15 protein-coding genes, 2 pseudogenes and 1 other annotated feature are annotated in these 19,909 nt (G+C 55.7%); of the genes and pseudogenes, 9 read left to right on the top strand and 8 right to left on the bottom strand.

Features of this window, described 5'->3' with window-relative positions:
* Positions 1-215, bottom strand: a pseudogene (gene gltA / locus K290_RS35395) (citrate (Si)-synthase); the annotation flags it as partial.
* Between the two features lie 140 nt (positions 216-355).
* Between gltA and K290_RS0130395 the strand changes: the two are divergent.
* Positions 356-1,584, top strand: a protein-coding gene (locus K290_RS0130395; RefSeq protein ID WP_076611960.1) for an IS3-like element ISRtr2 family transposase whose coding sequence is annotated in 2 segments (ribosomal slippage) — positions 356-644 and positions 644-1,584 — 1,230 coding nt in all. Because the reading frame shifts where the segments join, the coding sequence is not laid out codon by codon here.
* Positions 637-753: a sequence feature (AL1L pseudoknot), on the top strand. It overlaps the preceding gene by 117 nt.
* 98 nt (positions 1,585-1,682) lie before the next feature.
* On the opposite strand, the gene K290_RS0130390 is transcribed toward K290_RS0130395, so the two are convergent.
* The gene (locus tag K290_RS0130390) at positions 1,683-1,862 is read right to left on the bottom strand and encodes a hypothetical protein (RefSeq protein ID WP_015342020.1); all 180 of its coding nucleotides are present in this window, start codon (positions 1,860-1,862) and stop codon (positions 1,683-1,685) included.
* Positions 1,863-1,925: 63 nt separating this feature from the next.
* Positions 1,926-3,518 (bottom strand): isocitrate lyase, encoded by a 1,593-nt coding sequence (locus tag K290_RS0130385; RefSeq protein ID WP_004122955.1) that lies wholly within the window; start codon positions 3,516-3,518, stop codon positions 1,926-1,928.
* A 124-nt stretch (positions 3,519-3,642) separates the two neighbouring features.
* Here K290_RS0130385 and K290_RS0130380 point away from each other — a divergent pair, with 124 nt between their 5' ends.
* The 7 genes from K290_RS0130380 to K290_RS0130355 all read left to right on the top strand — a co-directional run bounded on the left by K290_RS0130380 (position 3,643) and on the right by K290_RS0130355 (position 11,329).
* Positions 3,643-5,040: a helix-turn-helix domain-containing protein gene (locus K290_RS0130380; RefSeq protein WP_004122953.1), complete on the top strand. Its 1,398-nt coding sequence runs from the start codon at positions 3,643-3,645 to the stop codon at positions 5,038-5,040.
* 291 nt (positions 5,041-5,331) lie between these two features.
* Positions 5,332-6,228 (top strand): MFS transporter, encoded by an 897-nt coding sequence (locus tag K290_RS36775; protein ID WP_004122951.1) that lies wholly within the window; start codon positions 5,332-5,334, stop codon positions 6,226-6,228.
* 373 nt (positions 6,229-6,601) lie between these two features.
* Entirely contained in the window at positions 6,602-7,036 is a 435-nt protein-coding gene (locus K290_RS36770; RefSeq protein ID WP_240535489.1) for a hypothetical protein, read from the top strand.
* Positions 7,033-8,439 carry a His-Xaa-Ser system radical SAM maturase HxsB gene (gene hxsB, locus K290_RS0130370; protein WP_004122947.1) on the top strand — a complete coding sequence of 469 codons (1,407 nt, stop codon included), beginning with the start codon at positions 7,033-7,035 and terminating at the stop codon, positions 8,437-8,439. Before K290_RS36770 ends, hxsB begins: the two co-directional genes overlap by 4 nt.
* The gene (gene hxsC / locus K290_RS0130365; protein WP_004122943.1) at positions 8,436-9,518 is read left to right on the top strand and encodes a His-Xaa-Ser system radical SAM maturase HxsC; all 1,083 of its coding nucleotides are present in this window, start codon (positions 8,436-8,438) and stop codon (positions 9,516-9,518) included. The genes hxsB and hxsC overlap by 4 nt, the downstream gene beginning before the upstream one ends.
* Positions 9,515-10,138 (top strand): His-Xaa-Ser repeat protein HxsA, encoded by a 624-nt coding sequence (hxsA, locus tag K290_RS0130360; RefSeq protein WP_004122938.1) that lies wholly within the window; start codon positions 9,515-9,517, stop codon positions 10,136-10,138. The genes hxsC and hxsA overlap by 4 nt, the downstream gene beginning before the upstream one ends.
* 12 nt (positions 10,139-10,150) lie before the next feature.
* A complete protein-coding gene (locus tag K290_RS0130355; RefSeq protein ID WP_240535488.1) occupies positions 10,151-11,329 on the top strand; it encodes a hypothetical protein in 1,179 nt (392 codons plus the stop codon).
* A gap of 756 nt (positions 11,330-12,085) precedes the next feature.
* Here the strand turns inward: K290_RS0130355 and K290_RS0130345 are convergent.
* Genes K290_RS0130345 through K290_RS0130335 form a run of 3 tightly spaced genes read right to left on the bottom strand, consistent with a single transcriptional unit; the run spans position 12,086 to position 15,437 of the window.
* Complete coding sequence (locus tag K290_RS0130345; RefSeq protein WP_004122931.1) at positions 12,086-13,993, bottom strand: protein kinase domain-containing protein; 1,908 nt, start codon at positions 13,991-13,993, stop codon at positions 12,086-12,088.
* On the bottom strand, positions 13,990-14,760 hold the full coding sequence (locus tag K290_RS0130340) for a PP2C family serine/threonine-protein phosphatase (RefSeq protein ID WP_037136628.1): 771 nt from the start codon (positions 14,758-14,760) through the stop codon (positions 13,990-13,992). The genes K290_RS0130345 and K290_RS0130340 overlap by 4 nt, the downstream gene beginning before the upstream one ends.
* Positions 14,757-15,437, bottom strand: coding sequence for a vWA domain-containing protein (locus K290_RS0130335; RefSeq protein WP_004122927.1), 681 nt, complete (start codon positions 15,435-15,437; stop codon positions 14,757-14,759). The genes K290_RS0130340 and K290_RS0130335 overlap by 4 nt, the downstream gene beginning before the upstream one ends.
* A 1,088-nt stretch (positions 15,438-16,525) precedes the next feature.
* Between K290_RS0130335 and K290_RS35390 the strand changes: the two are divergent.
* Positions 16,526-17,177, top strand: a pseudogene (locus K290_RS35390) (ISNCY family transposase); the annotation flags it as partial.
* A 172-nt stretch (positions 17,178-17,349) separates the two neighbouring features.
* Here K290_RS35390 and K290_RS36755 read toward each other — a convergent pair.
* Together K290_RS36755 and K290_RS0130310 are read right to left on the bottom strand one after the other, a co-directional pair.
* Entirely contained in the window at positions 17,350-19,119 is a 1,770-nt protein-coding gene (locus K290_RS36755; protein ID WP_004122926.1) for a GNAT family N-acetyltransferase, read from the bottom strand.
* Entirely contained in the window at positions 19,116-19,595 is a 480-nt protein-coding gene (locus K290_RS0130310; RefSeq protein ID WP_240535487.1) for a coproporphyrinogen III oxidase, read from the bottom strand. The genes K290_RS36755 and K290_RS0130310 overlap by 4 nt, the downstream gene beginning before the upstream one ends.
* Positions 19,596-19,909: the final 314 nt, after the last annotated feature.

Raw genomic sequence — 19,909 nt, 5'->3', positions numbered from 1 at the left:
TAACCGCGATGCAGCAGAACGCCTTCGTCGCCATCAATAAAGGTGATGCTGGACTCGCACGACGCAGTCGAAGTGAAGCCAGGATCATAGGTGAACATCTTCGTCTGCTCGTAGAGGGATCCAATGCCGAGGACGTTCGGACCGATCGTGCTTGATCGAAGTTTCAATTCGGCACTATGGCCGTCGACTAAGACACAAGCATTGTTGTTATCCATGATATTTTTCCTCAGGGCTCGCTAGCTGGGAACTAACAGCTGCCGAATGAACTGATCTGTGTTCTAATTGTCTTCCCGCAGAGGGGGTGAACCGCGCCGGGTTTGCCGGAGGCTCCAACTCGTGAGAAAGTGGAGCCGATATGAGCAAGACGACCAACAAATTTTCACCTGAAGTTCGTGACCGAGCCATCCGCATGGTTTTGGACCATGAGGCCGAGCATCCATCCCGGTGGGCGGCAGTTTCATCCATAGCCGCCAAGATTGGCTGCTCGGCACATACGCTGCATGAGTGGGTGAAGAAAGCCGATGTTGACAGCGGCAAACGAGCAGGCCTTCCAAGCGATGTCGCCGAGAAGATGAAGGCCCTTGAGCGGGAGAACCGCGAGCTTCGACAGGCCAATGAGATTTTGCGTAAGGCGTCGGCTTATTTTGCCCAGGCGGAGCTCGACCGCCCACTGAAGCGATGATTTCCTTCATCGACGAACACCGCTCAAAGTTCGGGGTCGAGCCGATCTGCAGGCTGCTGCCGATTGCCCCGTCCACTTACTATGACGCCATCGCCAAGCGCACGGACGTGGACCGCCTGTCGGCCCGCGCTCGTCGCGACGCGGCCATGAAGGTCGAGATACGCCGAGTGTTCAATGAGAATTTCCAAGTCTACGGCGTGCGGAAAGTATGGCGGCAGTTGCAGCGGGAAGGCTTCGACATAGCTCGATGCACTGTTTCTCGGCTTATGAGAATGATGGGTCTTCAGGGCATTATCCGTGGAAAGCCCGTCAAAACGACCGTGTCTGACAAGGCCGCTCTATGTCCGCTCGACCGCGTGAACCGCCAGTTCTGCGCTCCCGCGCCGAACATGTTGTGGCTTTCCGATTTCACGTATGTAGCCACTTGGCAAGGCTTCGTTTACGTCGCTTTCGTGATCGACGCGTTCGCCCGCCGCATCGTCGGCTGGCGGGCGAGCCGAACCGCTCATGCGGGTTTCGTCCTCGATGCCCTGGACCAGGCACTCCATGACCGGCGGCCAGTCCATCGCGGTGGGCTCATCCACCACTCCGACAGGGGTGTTCAATACGTATCGATTAAGTATTCCGAACGGCTGGCGGAGGCAGGCATCGAGCCTTCCGTTGGAAGCGTCGGCGACAGTTACGACAACGCTCTCGCCGAAACGATCAACGGCCTCTACAAGGCCGAGGTCATCCATCGGCGGGGACCATGGCGCAATTTCGAAGCCGTGGAGTTCGCCACACTCGAATGGGTGGATTGGTTCAACAACCGGCGTCTTCTGGAGCCCATAGGAAACATTCCGCCTGCCGAAGCCGAAGAACGTTACTATGCCATGCTGGACGAGCCAGCCATGGCCGCATAACTTAAACCAAACGGCCTCCGGCAAACCCGGCGCGGTTCAGGGTTCGGAACGAAACTCTTCGAGCGCAATTGCGACGCGCGATTACAAGAGCTGCGATCTTAAGATATCCGGCCGAGCCGGTGATGCAGGTTTGAGTATTTTACTGCCACTGGCTCGTTTTTCACCACGTGCAGATAGTGGGCGACAGCTACCCGGATGAGCTCAAAGTCCTCTTGCGAAAAGACAGCCCGCGGTCGCTCCAGCAAGATCGGTTTCTTTTTCTCTTCGTCGTTCGACATTACTTCCTCCGGTAAGGTAAAGGACGCAGGCCTGCTGCAGGTCCCTTGCAAGGTAGGTCTGCATCAGGCCGCAAACTGGTTCATCGTGTTATTGGCTCCGCCGGCCTTAAGCGCCGCCTCGCCGGCAAAATACTCTTTGTGATCGTCGCCAATGTCAGAACCAGCCATGTTCTGGTGCTTCGCGCAGGCAATGCCCTGGCGGATTTCCCTTCGCTGGACGTTGGCGACGTAACCGAGCATGCCCTGCGCGCCGAAATATTCTTTGGCGAGATTGTCCGTCGAGAGCGCCGTGGTGTGATAGGTCGGCAGCGTAATCAGGTGATGGAAAATGCCGGCGCGTTTGGAGGCGTCATGCTGGAAGGTCCTGATTTTTTCGTCGGCTTCCCGCGCCAAATCGCTGTCGTCATATTGTTCGCTCATCAGCTTGGCCCTGTCGAACCCAGAGACGTCCCTTCCTTCGCTCTGCCAACCATCAAAAACCTGCTGCCGGAAATTCAGCGTCCAGTTAAAAGAGGGCGAGTTGTTATAGACCAGCTTGGCATTGGGGATCACCTGCCGGATGCGGTCCATCATGCTCGCGATCTGTTCGACATGAGGCTTTTCGGTCTCGATCCACAGCAAGTCGGCGCCATTGTTAAGCGCATTGATGCAGTCAATCACGCAGCGGTCGGCGCCTGTGCCTTCACGAAACTGATAAAGGTTGGAACGCAGCCGCTTCGGCCGCAAGAGCTTCGAGCCGCGCGTGATCAACACGTCGCCGTTGGAGGGTGGCTGGCCGGTGACATCGTCGCAATCCAGGAAGCCGTTGTACAGGTCGGCGATGTCGCCTTCGCTGACGCTGAAGGCGATCTGCTTGGTAAGGCCTGCGCCGAGTGAATCGGTGCGAGCCACGATGATGCCGTCGTCGATGCCGAGCTCGAGAAACGCGTAGCGGCATGCGCGGATCTTGGCGACGAATTCCTCGTGCGGAATGGTCACCTTTCCGTCCTGATGGCCGCACTGCTTTTCATCGGAGACCTGGTTCTCGATCTGCAGCGCGCAGGCGCCGGCTTCAATCAACTTTTTCGCCAGCAGGTAGGTTGCTTCGGCATTTCCGAAACCTGCATCAATATCAGCAATGATGGGAATGACGTGGGTCTGATGATTGTCGACCGCCTGAACCAGCTGCTGTTCCCGCGCTCGGTCACCCTCCACCCGGGCTTTGTCGATTTCCCTGAACAACATGCCGAGTTCGCGTGAATCTGCCTGGCGCAAGAAGGTGTAGATCTCCTCGACAAGGGCCGGCACGCTCGTTTTTTCATGCATGGACTGGTCGGGGAGCGGACCGAACTGCGACCGCAGTGCCGTAACCATCCAACCTGAGAGATAGATGTAACGGCGTTCCGTCGTGCCGAAGTGCTTTTTCAGCGAGATGACTTTCTGTTGGGCAATAAACCCATGCCAGCATCCGAGCGACTGCGTATATTTGCTCGGGTCTTGATCATAGGCGCCCATGTCCCGACGCATGATCGCAGCGGTATAGCGCGCAATGTCTAGACCGGTTCTGAATCTGTTCTGAAGGCGCATGCGAGCGACAGCTTCGGCAGTGAGGCCGGACCATGCGTGGTTTTCGACAATCAAGGTTTTGGCTCCTTCAACACTATCTGAATACGACATTTACTCCTCCAAGGGTCGGCCAGTTGTGTGCACTGCAATAGCGGGTCGCCGTTTTCTTTTCAGCCGGTGCCTTTGTGATGTTGTCAAACTTTACAAGGATATTTTGTAATGCTGTAATCGGTGTATGGAAAAACTCTGCGTTTATCTCGGTCCGCGACTTCGACGCTTGCGGAAAAATCTTGGCCTCACTCAAGCCGACATGGCATCTGACCTCGATGTCTCCCCTTCTTATGTCGCGCTCATGGAGGGGAATCAGCGACCAGTTACGGCCGAGATTCTTCTGCGACTTGCGAAGATCTACAAGCTCGACATGTCGCTCTTTGCCGACGACGGCACGCCCGAAATCCTTGCGCGACTACAATCGACCATGAAGGATCCAATATTCAGTGGCATAGAGATATCACCGCTCGAAGTCGCAGACGTGCTCAGCAGCTTTCCGGGGTTTGCAGAAGCGATGCTGCGGCTCTACACCTCGTACAAGGAGGAACAGATTGTTCTTGCCGATCAACGACAGGCCGCCCTCGACGGAGGGATCGATGAAGGAGCAGATCCTGTTGCGGGCGTGCGACGGTTCCTCGCAGCTCGACGTAATTGCTTTCCTGGCCTTGATGTTGCGGCAGAAAAGTTGGCGGCGGCGGTGAAGGAGGCTGGCGGGCTTCCATTCTATCTTATGCAACGTCACAATCTTCGAGTGAGACGATTACCAACGGAGATCATGTCAGGATCGGTCCGCCGACTGGACCGACACAGGCATGAGGTTCTACTTGACGACTGCTTGGATCTGGCAAGCCAAAACTTTCAACTTGCACAGCAACTCGCCTATCTTGAATCCGAGGGCGATATTCAAAAGTTCGTTCAAGAAGGCAATCTTGCGACAGAGAGTGGGCGACGATTAGCGTACCGGGCGCTCGCAGGCTACTTTGCAGCAGCCGTTGTCATGCCCTACACGCAATTTGCCAAAGCGGTTGAAGCGCGCCGCTATGATGTCGAAGCGCTCTCGCGTCAATTTGGCACCAGTTTCGAACAGACGGCACATCGGCTGACCACACTGCAGAAGCCCGGACAAGAGCGGATCCCCTTCTTCTTTATCCGTGTGGATTCTGCAGGCAACGTGTCCAAGCGCCTCGACAGCGCAAATTTTCCCTTCGCACGACATGGCGGTGGTTGCCCCCTTTGGACGTTGCACCAGGTTTTTACAACGCCGAGGACGGTGGTAACGCAGTGGCTAGAGTTGCCGGATGGCCAACTATTTTTTTCGATCGCTCGAACCGTAAGTTCCGGGGGAGGTGCCTTTGGACTTCCGCGCGTCGATCGGGCCGTGGCGCTGGTTTGCGAAGCCAGCCACGTCGAACGTCTGGTCTATCATAAGGACAACACGTCCGTTGTGCCAACGCCCATCGGCATTACCTGTCGTCTTTGCCAACGCGATAGCTGCACATCCCGGTCGGAACCGCCAATCGGCCGACAGATCTTGCCTGATCACTACCGGCGCACGGACGCGCCATTTGGGTTTTCCGACTGAGGATGAGGGCCGCAGGAGGTGCGCCCTCGTGTTGTATCGGCGCCAAGGTGGAACGAATTCGGATCGGCTCCGCCGTTCAATCCGGGATCGTGGCATGTCACTCCTAAAGTGACGCTCTCTTAGTCAAAAAGCTTCCCGCCAAAGGGCGTCAACCTGTCTATTAATGCAGGTTTCCTGCTTCATCAACGTTGTCGGCGCCGCTGAACAAATCCTACGTTTCGCGCCATCTGGCCCGCCAATCAGTTCTCCAGTCTCGGCCGGCTAATGTAAGCGGTTGCGATCAGTTGGCTGATGGCGACCCTTTCGACCTCGGATGTGATGGTCGCATTGGTCCAGGCGTCTTCAACGTCACCTGCATTCATTCTGGCCATTTTCGTCGGGGCGATCGCTGACAACTTTAGCCGACGTAAGGTGATGATCATTGGCCGAAGCCTTATGATGACCGCGTCCGCCATGCTCACGCTTTCCGTTGCTTTCGACGAAACTGATCCGTGGATCATTCTCGGTTTCAGTTTTCAGGCTGGCTGCGGCATTGCTCTCCACGATCCCGCCTGGCAGGCATCGGTCGGGGATATCGTCGAACGGCCCCACCTGCCGGGTGCAGTCACGCTTATTTCTGTCGGGTTCAATACTGTTCGCAGTGTCGGTCCCGCACTGGGAGGGATCGTCGTTGCCTCAGCGAGGCCCCTCTCTGCCTTTGCGATTGCAACATTTGGTTTTGCAGTTCCGCTGATCACCTTGTGGCAAAATAAATGGAAAACGCTTTCCTCATCCTTGCCGCGTGAGGCGATGTTTACAGCTATCTGTGATGGCTTGCGCTTCACCGCTATGTCCTCAGAAATCAAGGGAACGGTTGCACAGAGCCACTCGCTTTCGGTCGCATTTGGCTGCTCCACGGGCTGGCTGAGTGCCCGGCCGAAATCAAGTGGATCGATACCTAAAGGAACTGGAAGCTTTGAAAACGCCCAAGGCAGGAACCATAAACATGATGACCCAAGATCAAGAAATTGCCGTGCATCGCGTCGCCGAGGTTATGCGCGGTTCCAATTCGGCTGTGGGAGGCCTTGGCCGCTGGCCCGAAGGCTGTCGCCGCAGCTCAGCGTGGTTTGCAAAAAGCGCCGGCGTCTCCCATCATCCCCCAGCTCGACTTCAGCTGTTTGCAAGACATCGGTTCGCATCGGCAAATAGGTATGGTAAATCAATCAGTGGTAGAGCTTCGTGCTACAGCTATTTCAAAGTGACCGTTGCAATATCAAAATTGAAATTCTACTATGGCTTAGGCGAATTTTCCTTTCATTCGCCAAAGTGGCTGCACGAGCAGTCACCTTTGGGCCGCCAATAGCCCCTTCGAGGCGGCCCTTCCTTTGTGAGACGTCAACGGCATTTCGAATATTGGAACGAAAAGGATTCACATCGGCAAAGTGTTGCCCGCCGTGACCGGCAAGGTCGCTATCAAACCACGCCTCCCTGGCTCCTCTGCGATTCGGTGCCAGACAAGGAATCACGAGCGCTTCCTGCTACGGCAAGAGGGCAAATCACGAAAGCACTCACTGGAATAAATGTGGTAATTGAAAACCCAGTCGAATGGATACTTGGTTTGGGACGTCGTGCGCGGGGCTCGAAAGAGAAAATTCAGTGCAACCGTCTGGTGTTTGGATGCCAGCATGGCTACAATCTCAATCGTACGGAATGGGGAGGCTGCACTGACGTGAAACCGCAAAACTCTCACACCTCGTCCCCAGAGAAAACTCGCCGCAGTGCGATCGAGCTCGATCCGACATTCCGTCCATATCTCGCAGTGGCTATCGTTCGGTTTAGTGCGTCGCATCCAGATACAGAAATCGAAATATCGCAAACCATCAGCCTGTTGGATAACGGCGCAGCGCCGAGTGATCTGCTCGTTCGAGAGTTCCACCACTGTCTGTATCGCGAGAAAATTTATGCCGAGACGCTTCCGCTCAGGCGTGCCCTGGTCGACGGTGTCCTCGGGCGATGACCGTATTTCCCCTTAAGTTCAAACCGTTCGGCGCCGGCTATCTTTTTGCGGATGATGCGGGCGGTTACTTCAAAGCCGACGCTCACTTTCTCAATCGCTATGCGACCGGAAAGCTGACGGCACTGGATAGGGGCTTTCTTGAAGCAAATGGTCATGCGTTCAATGAGATCGACGATCCAGCCTATATGGGATTTGCCTACCGGTGGGCCCAACGGTTGCACCGTCCTCAAGAGCTGAATTACGTCATTCTCGTTCCGACCCTCCGTTGCAATTTGGCATGTGCCTATTGCCAGGTGTCTCGGGTGAACGAGAGCACTCCGGGCTTTGATTGGACGGATGAGACGCTTGAGCGCGTTCTCCGATTTCTCGATGCCATGACGTCCGCGAGCGTCAAAATCGAATTCCAGGGTGGCGAGCCACTGCTCCGATTAGACCTATTGGAGAAGGTTCGTGATTTCGCTCGCCGCAAGTTCCAAGAAGTTTTCTTTACGGTATGCACCAATCTGCAATCAGTATCGGAAGAAGCTTGGGATTTCCTGGATGCTTCGGACGTCTTCGTGAGTACGTCACTTGATGGCGAATTTTCGACGCATGAGCGGCAACGAACCGTAAACGCCAAAGACACGCAGCAATTCGTATCGAACCTCAGCTATGCCATCGAGCGCTTGGGGCAGGGAAAGGTCTCGGCTCTCCCGACGCTAGACATCAACCAGTTGCCGAGCGTTTCCGAGATCATTGATACATTTGGCCGGTTCGGATTTCGGTCAATTTTCCTTCGACCAGTTAATCATCAGGGTTTTGCCAGAAAACGGTTTCAGACCACCGGTCTCGAAGACAAATGGAATGCCTACCATGCCGATTTTATCGACGCTCTGATCGAGGACAATTGGACCGCCGGGCAGCCGGTTGAGGAGTTCTATTTCACACACTGCCTGCGGCGGGTTCTGCGTGGCGGCCACAATCAGCACGTCGACCTTCGTAATCCGAATATTCTCGGCCGAGACTACATCGTTATTGACTACGATGGCACCTTCTATCCGACGGATGAAGCCAGGATGGTCACGCGGGTTGGACAGGTCGATCTTAGCATTGGCAATCTTTGTGACGGCATCGACCAGTCCAAGCTAGACGTGCTGAACCAAGAGTCTTCCAATTCATTCCATCCCGACTGCATCCATTGTCCATACCAAGCCGCGTGTGGTGCGGACGTTGTTGACGATCTATCCCGTTATGGGCGCATCGATCTACCGAAGGCCGACACAGCCTTCTGTCGCCGTCATACCGCAATCTTCGACAAGATCTTCGAGCTGCTCTATTCGGCTGACGAGAAAGTCCAAAAGAGCCTTGCGTTCTGGGCCGGAATTCCGGAATTCGATCCGTCACTGGCGCCGGTACACACATGATCGATTTGCGGCTCAAGATCGATGACGTCCCGATCGACAATCCAAGTATCGTTCGCTTGCGCTCGCACGCGGTGGACAGTGAATATGATGCACTCCTGATCGACAGAGATCAGGAAAGTCAAACCTTCGATCTCGCGGGTTACTCGCTTCGCGTCCACTGCGGTCCCGAAACCGATCTTGACGGTGACGTCCTGCTTCTAGTTCCTGGGCGAAAGTCAGCGCATCGATTGGTGCGATCCCGGTCGAGACACAACACCTTCTTGGTCACCGAGCAATGCGACCAGCTCTGCGTCATGTGCTCGCAGCCTCCAAAGAAATATCACGCCGACCTCTTCGACCAGTTCACAGTCGCCGCCACCTTAGCGCCGGAAAACGCTCGGATCACCATATCTGGCGGCGAACCGCTGCTGCACAAAGGAAGGCTGTTTCAGTTTCTTCTAGCAGCCGTGAAAGCCCGGCCGGATATCTCATTTCATGTTCTGACCAACGGCCAGTTTTTCGAACCGGGCGACAGCACCGTGATGGATGAGATCGGACGTGATCGCGTGCTATGGGGCATTCCGCTCTATGCGCCTTATGCGGGACTTCACGACAGCATTGTTGGAAAATCCGGAGCCTTTGAAACGCTGTCGTTGAACTTGACGGCGCTGATGAGGGCGGGGGCAGCGGTCGAGCTTCGTACGGTTGTCCTCCAGCAGAACTGGGATGTGTTGCCACAGCTTGCGAACTATGTCTCGACCCGGCTTCCGTTCATTGACGTATGGGCGATCATGCAACTGGAAAATATTGGCTACGGCAGAATGAACTGGGCCCATTCGTTCAAGGATACGTCGCTGGATTTCGGCCGACTCCGCACAGCCATCAACCTCGCGATTGGGCGCGGTATTCAAACGCTGCTCTATAATTTCCCTCTTTGCAGTGTCCCTCCAGGGTACCGACATCTGGCACCAGGCACGATTTCAGATTGGAAGAACAAATTTTTGGAACAGTGCAGCGGATGTTCGCTGCGCTCTACTTGTGGTGGATTTTTTGAATGGTATAAAGCTGATCAGGGGTTTGGGGGACTCTCACCACAATGAAGAAGCGCAAGATCTACCTGGTGCCGTCGTTGATCGCGGCCGGTTTCATGCCATCGAAAGGTGATGCTGCGCCGATCATCGGCCTTACCGAAAAGAAGCCGGCCGCCACCTTGTTCGAACGGTTGCGGGTCAAGCAGGTCTACACCCTTGCCGGCCATAGCTCGCATTCGAGCCACGCAAGCCATGCCAGTCACGCAAGCCACGCATCCTCAGCTGGAGGTGGCTACGTCCCACGGGGCGATTATGACACTGCTTATCCATCCCCCGATCCGACACCGCGCTATCAGCCCAACCCGGGGCCGGTCATCAGAAGTCTCCCAACCACTCCAAACTTACCGGCGACGACGTCAACTGGCACCTATTCGACGCAATCCTCTTCGACGAGCGCGCAGCCAGTGCCACTGAAGACGTTGCCAGGCAACTCGGACAAATTTCGCCGTATCGTCATACAGGTCCAGACCGCTCTGATCGCATTTGGTTATTTCGGCGGCCCGATAACAGGTCAAGTCGATGCCGCCACGAAGGGCGGGCTCAGTAAAATGCAGGACGCGTACGGTCTCAAAGTCACCGGCACCATAACTCCGCAGGTCCTGTCGGCCCTGGGGATCGCGACGAACTAAACCGCCATGCGAATGAAACGGCGTTTCCTTTATACGATTATCACAATTGTTTTGTCTGTTTCGGTTTCGATGGGCGCCGCGACTGCTGCGGTCTCTTACCGTCATCTCTCCACGACGAATGGGACCACGATCCTTCTTGTTGAGGGCAGCTTCGAGACTGGCGATGATCCTCAACACATCGCCTTAGAACTTGCTGCAAGCCCGGCCAAATACATCGCGTTTAATTCGGCGGGTGGCGATCGATCAATCGCGATGGCTTTCGGGAAGGCAATCCGCAAGACCGGCCTTCCGACGCTCCAGACAAAAGGCTCCCCTTGTCTCGAAACCTGCCTTTTGGCTTTTATGGGTGGCCTTAGTCGTTATGCCGAAGATGAGAGCATAGGCATATCTGTAGAGACGTTTGCGACATCTGCGGAATCTGACGGTCGTCTCAATCCCTCAGTGTCAGCAGCCCTCAAAGACTACCTCGGCACGATGGGTGTCAGCGCTTCGCTTCTGGACGCAGCGTTGTCAATGCCGCTGGGGCAATCGAAAGAATTGAATCTTGTCGATATGGCGGGCTATCAGCTGGTAACGGCCCAGCTCAATGAAGAAAGCGCTTCGGCAGATGAAGTGCAGGATATTCAGCCCACCGATCAAGCAGGGGCAGTGGAAGTGTTCAATGAGTTCCAGCGGGTATGGTCGGGCTCGAGCAGCGAGGCGGTAGCCTTTCTTCGCAACGTCTATGCCGACCGCATCCAGTATTACGGAAAAGACCTTTCGCGAGAAGATGTGCTTAAGGAGAAGAGCGCTTTCGTGGACCGATGGCCGACAAGAATCTACACAGCGCGGCCGGGTTCAGTTCATGCGCTTTGTGCAGACAAGTGTTCAGTCTTCGGCGTTGTCGACTGGTACGCCTTCAGTGCAACCAGAAAAAAGGGTGCTTCAGGCGCAGTCAACCTGGCGCTGACTTGGGACCCGGTTAGTCGAAGGATAGTCAGTGAGACGGGCAGGGTCATTGAGACCGACAAAGCAGTCGCCGGCCCCGATCGTATCATCCGCCGTTGGATTCTCGACGCTACCGCCTGCTCGATTGGGAACGCTGTCGACGCGGAAGTATGCAAATCGCGCTCGATCCTGGAGGCCGATTTGAATAGCTCTGGATGGTGTGATCAGCGGGGATTGGGCTGGAGGCAGTGCGCCAGCCCGTGATCAACTAGCGGCCGCCCTCGCGGCGTGGAGTTTCGACTGACCGTGCTGCAGGAGTCGGTTTGCGAGCAACAGAAAGCACGGGACTGGAGGAAATCATCCCAGGAGGCACCCAGCCAATGGCGTCGCCGGCGCTAACGTGGGTCCAACCCGCTTCTTGCTCCATAAGAGATACAAGGGCGTTCTGCCCAAGACTGCCGACAACGATGTACTTAGGACCAGGGCCGTCTCTGAGTTCAAGAGGTAGCCGAATGTAAGCGAACCTCGCGGCAGGGGGCGGGGTGGCCTTATCGAAAGGATCGACCGCAGGCGCGATGGTGGTCGCCTCCGATTTCTCGATGGACGCGATCAATCCATCGAAGACGTACGGATCAGGTTCAGGGGCGCCGCTCGTTGGCTGCGTGATCGGAAGCCCAGGGCTCGCCTCGGTGCTTTGAGGCGTAGGTGCGGAGAAAGACGGAGCCGCTTCCGAAACGGATGTCGCATTCGCTGTACTGGAAGATGTGGGCGACGGCTCTGCACTTGCAGGAGTCGCGGTTACCACCGAAGTTTGAGACGCAGGAAGCGCTTTTTCCTGAGCGCGTGTTGGGGTAGTAACCGGCGCTGTCACGATCTGATTGCGCGAGGGAATAAGTGACGAAACAGGGGCGTGAGACGCCGTTCCCGGCTTTGACGTCGTATTCGCTGCGAAGACAGCGCCCCCGATCATCGCCAGCATTACCCAGAAGTCTCGGTATGCTCCGGCCACGCGCGTCACCGTTACCCTATATCCATTTGGACTTGCTTAAGCCGCACATACGCTTCAACCAATTGCGGGGGCGGGTTCCTTCGCAGTTCGGAGGCAGTATCCAGAAGTTCCTTGAGCTCATCCGGAGCACGCCTCAGCTCTCCTTCCAGGTCAGCCCTCTGACGCGCTATGTCCGTTTTGACCTCATTGATAGCCTGCGGATCGGTGGCAATGTGACTATTGAATACAAATTTCTTTTCAACAGACGACGACCAACTCGCAAGGGCGTCGGCTTTTTTGGGACCAATGCCGGGAACGGCTAAAACCGAGCGAGTCTTCACATCCCACGCGCTGTCAAAACCAAACGACGAGAGCGTTACCGTCCTGCTCTGTCCAATGCCAGCGATTTTTGCGCGGGAGATCAAGTGCCCCTGCATGTGGCTCCTGAATTGAAGGTCTCTTTTCTTTCGCTCGAGCTCGGCGAGACGTTCGCGTTCCTGTTCCGGAAGTTTGCCATGAGCCGAGGCCAGGGACAGATAGTGGCTTTTTCGTTTCAGGAACACGGCAGGCCCGGCGTGCTCTTCCCAAATTTTCTTCTTCTCCTCCCATGCTGCGGTAGCCGCCTGCAGTTCGACCCTAAATTCTTCCGCAGGACGGCGGGATCGGATCATCATTGTGATTGATGCGATAACCAGAGCTGCACCCCAGAAGCCATTCAACTGGTTTGCAAGGAAAATACCTATCAGCAGTCCCGCAACCGAGGCGAAAAACGCCAGCTGCTTTCCACGTGAGAAGGATACCGCCACAGGGCTGCGGGTGAGAGACGGAACCGCAATGATGCTTTCAGGTGCTGGGGGTTGGTTTGGTGGAGCGGGACGGTTGATCAGAGCAATGAGGTCACCGATGTTCAGTGTGGAAACAGTGCTTGAAATCTTCGCGGCGAAGAGGCTCCTGCCCATCGATTTCTCGAGGCGGCACCAGGGACACGACGAGCTCCGAAAATACGCATGCGATTTGTCAGCAGAGCACTCCAGCAAACCCTTCTCGAGCTTGCCGAGGATTTGGACCCACGAGGTCGCATTCGGTCGACCGCCCGGAAGATCACCACTCTTTCCGAAAGCGGATTCGAATGCGTCGGAAACCTCCTTGCCAAAGTCACCCAGCGCTGGTGTTAGCGGCGGAGGTTCCATGCGCGTCTCAGCCCTGCGTGCGCTATAGGCGAAACGGTGGTCGCCTACAGCGGTCGGGATGTCTATGTCGCCAAGACCGAGATGCTTCCCAGCAAACGGATGTCTCCCAAGAAAAAGCAGCTGAAAGATGAGGACGGCTAGACCAAAGTTGTCGTGGTTCGCCATCCGAACCACTTTTTCGAAGTCCGCGCCTCTCAGCTCAGGCGGCGTGTAATCCGGCACGCCTACGGTGCAGCGATAGACTTCTGGCCCCTTATTGAACTGAAAGGAGTCGCTGTCGATCAGAGTTACCATAGCCTGGTTTGAAACGAGGATGCCGGAGTGGTTTACGTCGCCGACCACGCAGCCCGTGCTGTGGATTGCAGCAAACGCGTTCGCAAGATTGAACGCGCTGCGCACCAGGAACCGGGCGTCGGCAGAAGGAAATTCCGTCCGCCTGCTGCCAGGCCCATAGAGTTCATGGATATTCTTAAAACCTGCGACCTTCTTCATGGAAAACCCCATGAACATTCCGCTCTTGTCACTGACAGTGTCGATCGGGAAGGCGACGATGTCGGTTGTCTTGTGGAGTGCGGCCGACGTCATGGCAAGGATTTTTGCTTTCCTCTCGAAGGCCCTGCCGGGATTATAAATCTTCACCGCCAAATCGCCCGCCTCGTGGACGTGATAGACCGCGCCTTCGCCGCCTTTTCCTAGCATCCCGCCAAGCGTCAGCTTCCTCCCATCCGATCCGAATACGATAGTGCTCATTTGCGCACACCGAGTACGAGCGTCTTGTCGTCATCGGTTCTTTCGCAAACGGATGGGCTTTCAAGATATTCTCGCAGCGCCATCGACAGAGGAAGGTTCCTGCCGGCTTCCTCCGAAAGAGCCAGCGGCGTCACCATCCGATTGAAAAATGGCTCATGAGCCGAACGATTTGCGCTATTGAGGACTAGACGTTCGATGCCGTCGGAGAAGACTGCAAATCGATCGACACGACGGTCATTTCGAACGAAAGTGAGATGCGGTTGGGGATCATCGGTGATGAAGGTGGTTGTCGATGCATATTCGCCTTGATACGGCCACGACGGCACATCCCAGGCTTCGTCTCCTTCGTAGCGTACGACAGCCGCGCCATCGCCGATGTGAAAGATCACAGTACCGTTTTCAGACATGAGAGCAGCAACGCTTGTGGCCGCGAAATCGCGTCGCTGTGTTCCAGAGCGACTAGCCTTCGCGCTGATGTATTCGCGGATATCGTCTATCCAGTCCCAGACCATTTCTTCACGAAGCTGGGAGAGGGAGTGATTTGCGAGATATCCGCGGATGAGCCGAAGCAGACCAATGCAGACTGATTTGGAACCAATCTGCGCCAGTTTTGCGCTTCCCGCACCATCTGAAACGATCACTGCCATAACGGTTTCATCGACGCTGGCTAAAGTCTCACTCAATGCAAAATCCTGACATGGCAAACCCGTCTTCACATGGGAGGTGCCACGAGCACGGGCCGCAGCCCATCGCCAGCCGTCGGTCATGCGATTGAGGCCCATCCGTCTGGCGTTGCAGGATTAGAGAGAGGAACGGCGTCACCGGGATTGGATTGCGAGACCGAGCTTAGAGAGCTGGAAAGCCACTGGAACAGATCTCGAAACCTGAGTTCCTTCAGCGCCAAAGGCTGGCGCACGCAGATATGGGAAAGCGTTTCGAAATTAGCACCGTCGACGCCGACAGCAAAAAAGCTGAAGGCCTTTTCAACTTCTCCAGCCTTGACCTGCGCCGCCGCACTCTGCCAGGCGTCTGTTGGGGCTCCGTCCGTAATCAGGAAAACCCACGGGCGATAGTATGAGATTCCGTTTTGGCGATAGGAGTTCTTCCGGTCGCGCAGGAGCCGGAGGCCCTCCTCGATTGCATGGCCCATTGGCGTATCTCCCTGTGCGGCCAACTCGGGGACGATCCAGTTTTGCATGCTTGTAAAGTCGTTCACGATGGTCACAGGGCCGAAGGAGACTATGCCTATCTCAACGCGCTTAGATGCGAGAGAGTCCGCATAGAGTTCGTCTTTGAACTGGACGAGACCTTCATTGAGTTCCCTAAGCGGGCGTCCCCGCATCGAACCAGAAACGTCTAGCAATAAAAGGCAGGGACAACGCGGTTCGGGATTGTCCACGAACTCCGCGCCATCAAAGGGAATTTGCTCAAACGGATTCGGCATGTGGTTCTCCTCAAGCTTGCGAACAATGCATAGCAGCTCTCGCCGGCGCTGCATTTACAAAAGAGCGCTCAAAGATATTTTTTCGCCGGGTGTGGCTTTTGGGAAAAGCACCGGAACCGCGACTCTCGGGCTCGAGATGGCAGCATCGAGGTGTTACCGAAGTGCGCCGTGCAAAAGTGCAAGCAGCCAGGCGACGACTAGCACCCAAAACACGGCCGAGTACATTATTCCGCAAGTGCGGCTCCGATAGCGGCGGCCAGTAGCAATGACATTGCCGAATTTAGGAAAGTGATACTGAAACCATAAGATGGCCTTGCCGGGAAATAGAAATACCATCCACCAGAGCCGCGGCCGAGTGCTCGAGCCGCTTTGTGATGAGGGGAGCTGGTGCATTGCCATCGCGATCTCGTTGCCTGCGGACTAAGATTCGTCAGGCAGCATATACGAGTCTCTGGGAGAAGCTACCCAGGGTTTTTCTCAGACCGACGTTATACAATCATGATGTTCAATTTAGCTCGTGGACGCTGCCGACAGCAATCTTCTTCCCACCTGGGTTCGTATTGGTCGTTGGCGACCGCAGGGCGGTGAATCGGGCGGAGAACGCCATCGACACTTCCAAGCGTGCTCTCCTTTTTGATCACGGCGTGGAAGTGCCGAACAAATGGGCGGCGATCTCCGAATTTACGCGGACCAGGAGGCTCCGAACCTCAAGCTAACAAGGGAGCCGTTGCGGAAGCCGTGGCCATTGCGCCCGGCCTATTTTGGAAGACCATTCGAAAGGGTTGCGGTTTCGATGAGACATTGGGGCGTTTGCGTTTGCTGCAATTGCAACCAAAGTTAACCGAGCGAAGTCTGGCGAGGTGGTACGGACCTGAGTAGCGTAAGAGGCTACGGCGCGCCCTGCGATTGGGCGTTAACGCTCGTTTATGACGTTGCCGAGTGGCGTAGACGATCTCGACTTTGCACGTGCACGCTCAAACGCACCGAGTCTGCTCTTCATCGAAGAAATCGATTCCGTTGGACCGTGCGGCGAGAAAAAAGAGGGCGTCTTTATCACGGCGCCTGTATTTTCCCTGAGCGTCGTCTAGGCTGCCGAACTGCTTGGGCTGGGCCGAAGTCAGGTTCACAGGCTGCTGCAGGCTTATGACCATTCAGGTCCGGCCGGCCTCGTTTCGAAGAAGCGAACGCAGCCGGGCAACCGGCGCCACAGCGAGGAGTTTCGCAATGCGGCGCTGGATCTGATCCGCGAGCGCTGTCTGGATTTCGGCCCGACACTGGCGCGTGAGAAGCTGATCGAGTTGCACCGGATCTCTGTTGCCAAGGAGACGCTGCGGCAATGGATGACTGAGGCCGGCATCTGGATCTCGCGCCGGGAACGCAAGAAACGGGTTTTCCAGCCGCGTGGCCGGCGCGACTGCTTTGGCGAACTGGTGCAGATCGACGGGTCGCATCACTGTTGGTTCGAGAACCGCGGCCCCAAATGCGCCCTACTCGTCTATATCGACGATGCCGCCGGAAAGCTTCTGCATTTGCGTTTTGCCGGATCGGAGAACACGTTCGACTATCTGCTGCGACGAAGGCCTATCTGCAGCAATGGGGCAAGCCGCTCGCTTTCTATAGCGACAAGCATGGTGTCTTTCGATCGACACATCCGTGAAGAAGGACCGGACGAGCGGCCTGACGCACTTCGGCCGGGCGCTTTATGAGCTGAACATCGACATCATCTGCGCCAAAACCCCCGCGGATCCTCCGATCCGACCAGGGCGGCGCGTCCCGACCGCGATCCCGACCATCCGTCGACGCCTGACTGCGGCCCTGGCCAACCGCCTGCAACGATGTCCGTGCTGTACAAGGGCCATGGACAGCCGCGGCAAATCCGCGGTTTATGACGCAGTAAGACTAGACGACCCCATCAGTCTGAATTCCCGGGTCGCTTCTCAGCAGAAATCAACAAGTCATCCTGGCTGGCGAGCCGCTTCTCGTAGAAAATCACGGCATACCCATGCAGCATCCCCTCACCGCGGCGACTATAGCCAGACGTCTCATACATCATTTGAGCCCCGACCTGGATGGTTGTTGTTTCGAGCATTATGCACTTGATACCTAGGGCAGCGGCGCGCAGCTCCAATTCACTAAGTATTCTCCTTCCAAGCCCTCGTCGTTGAAAGGCGGGATCGACCCGCATCCGCTTCAGCTCTGCAACATCATCTTCGGCAGGTTTCAGTCCACCCATAGCGACGAGTTGGCCGCCAATATGAGCAACTACAAAATCTCCGCCTGAGGCTAGATATACGTCCCCGACATTACGCAAATCATCCTCCCATGCCCCTTCCGGCCCATGTACACCAACACCGTCGGATGCGCTTCGATGCAACCGCCATACATCGTCAGCATCTCCTACCTCGAATCGGCGAAAGACCACTTCGTCTTGAGACATTGACCATTTTCGCCTGATGTCGGAGATATGCTTGATCGAGGAAAATGCCGCCTCTAGCTTTGGTGCGCTCCCTAACAGCCGCTGCGACAACACATCCTCAATCCTTTCCGACATATCAACTCCAACAATTGGGAGACCCGGCCCTACCGTATATTTCAGGGCCGCACGACGATGCATCCGGGTAAACCGATCCAGCGCACAAACACAGGACGCGTGCAGCTCTCGGATTTCGCTGCTCTGGCGCTCCACGATGGACGAGACCGTTGCGAGCTTAGGGAAAGGCGCTTTCCCTTCAAGCCAGCTTGGCTGGGTTCTCGCGCGCACCTTGTCTGGCGATAACCAGCGAAATACGTCGTCAATGCATTTTTGAGGATAATATTCCGACAACCGATATACATCCTTGTAGAATTGCGGCTTCTGGCGCAACAGCTCTTCGCCGATCAGAAGAACCGAGACCGCCACGATGCGGGCAGAGAAACGACCGCTTGGGCCAAGCCTATCCTTGTAAGGGTTCTTTCCGTAGAACATGCGAAATTGCTCGAAAAGATCGTGCGACATATGTTCATAAAAACGTTCCAAAACATAAATGGCTGACTCCAGCGACTTCATGCACAGCGATAGACACTTGCGTGCATCTGCCGCGACCGTGTCTCGCAACTCAAGCAGAGCTTCTATTGCCGACTGTAAGTCACCCTCAATAAGTTGATGGCCGAGGCAAAAATCGCGCTCCTCGACCCCAGCTGAACCGAGGCAATATACGCGAGGATCCCTCTCCACTGGGTTGGTGAGGATCATGTCTTCATAGGAGAGGACATCAATGCTAGGCTGCCGCTGACGACTTAATTGTGCAATACGCATCAACGGTTCTCCTACCGCCAACTCCGCATCGACGGGATTGAGGCCGGCAAACGCGGACATCTGATAAGCACAATTGACGAGATACTGAATGTCTGTCTTAGCCACTCCGAAGTCGGACTGGGGCAGATTTATTAGCTGCGCCTCACAGTCTGTTCCCCGTATCATTGCGTTGATGCTCTGCCCGAGCGCCTTAACCGCTTCATCTGGCCGTTCATTCCCTTTGATCTGCGCAATTTGGTGCGGGAGTTGCTCGGCGACGAAATCGCTGACAATCCCAAGCGGGCGTTTTGCCTGGCTGCGGTCGATGCTGTCGACCAGGTGAGAAAATATCCCCCGCGCCTGATGGGCGGGTCGATCTGGGATGGAAAAGGACGAGGTGAAGGTCATTGACGAGGTCCCCCGACTTCGCCGAAACACAGCTTGCATTTTCGCACTTGAGCCGTACCGTCCCGCTGGCGAGTAATCGTGCTCTTCCAAGAGGTCGGTCTTCTTGTCCCTATCCTGCTATCGTTGTAGGCTACCCGATCAAGCACCTGGTCCGAGAAAAACAGCAGAGACACAGCGCCTGAATTGATGATGCCGGCGGAAGTCAGAGAAAGTACGCCGTCGTTAGAGATGAATACAAGGTCGGTCTCCTTCAAGATTTCAAGCTCGCGGGGAAAGTATTTTTCGAAGGGCACCCCAAACTCCCGTGCGAAGCGGGATAACAACACTCCGCTGCTTCGCAACGCAAACATTACTGTCCTGCCCATCAGATCGTCCTCTAACAGTGCGACACCTTTCCAAATCGGTTTATCGCCCGCTTCAACTCTAGTCAGATACCGATCAAAATCGGCCTCAATATAGAACTGGCGCTGGCTCATGGAGCCAAATCCGCTAACCCCAAACGGCACAAGATTATTGTCGTTCCAGGAATCGTACTTGCAAGACTGTCGAAAGGAGTGCGATTGCGACGCCTTCGTCCATAGAAAATCGGCCCGTGACGATAGCCAAGCGCGGTGAGGATGTGCTCCGCCATAAAATGCATGATTATCCATTCCTTGGAGGGCAAGATGGGTCTTGCAATCGTGAGTCGTGGGAGTTCAACAAACCCATTTATTCCAGTCCCTTTAATTTTGCCGAGCGATCGCTTCGCTCCTACCTGGCAAGCAACTTCGTCGGCTCTCAACGGCGGGGC

It is taken from the genome of Rhizobium leucaenae USDA 9039 (assembly GCF_000426285.1).
Classification (GTDB): Bacteria; Pseudomonadota; Alphaproteobacteria; order Rhizobiales; family Rhizobiaceae; genus Rhizobium; species Rhizobium leucaenae.
Note: the sequence above shows the minus strand (reverse complement) of the source record. Positions and strands in the feature narration are given on the sequence as shown.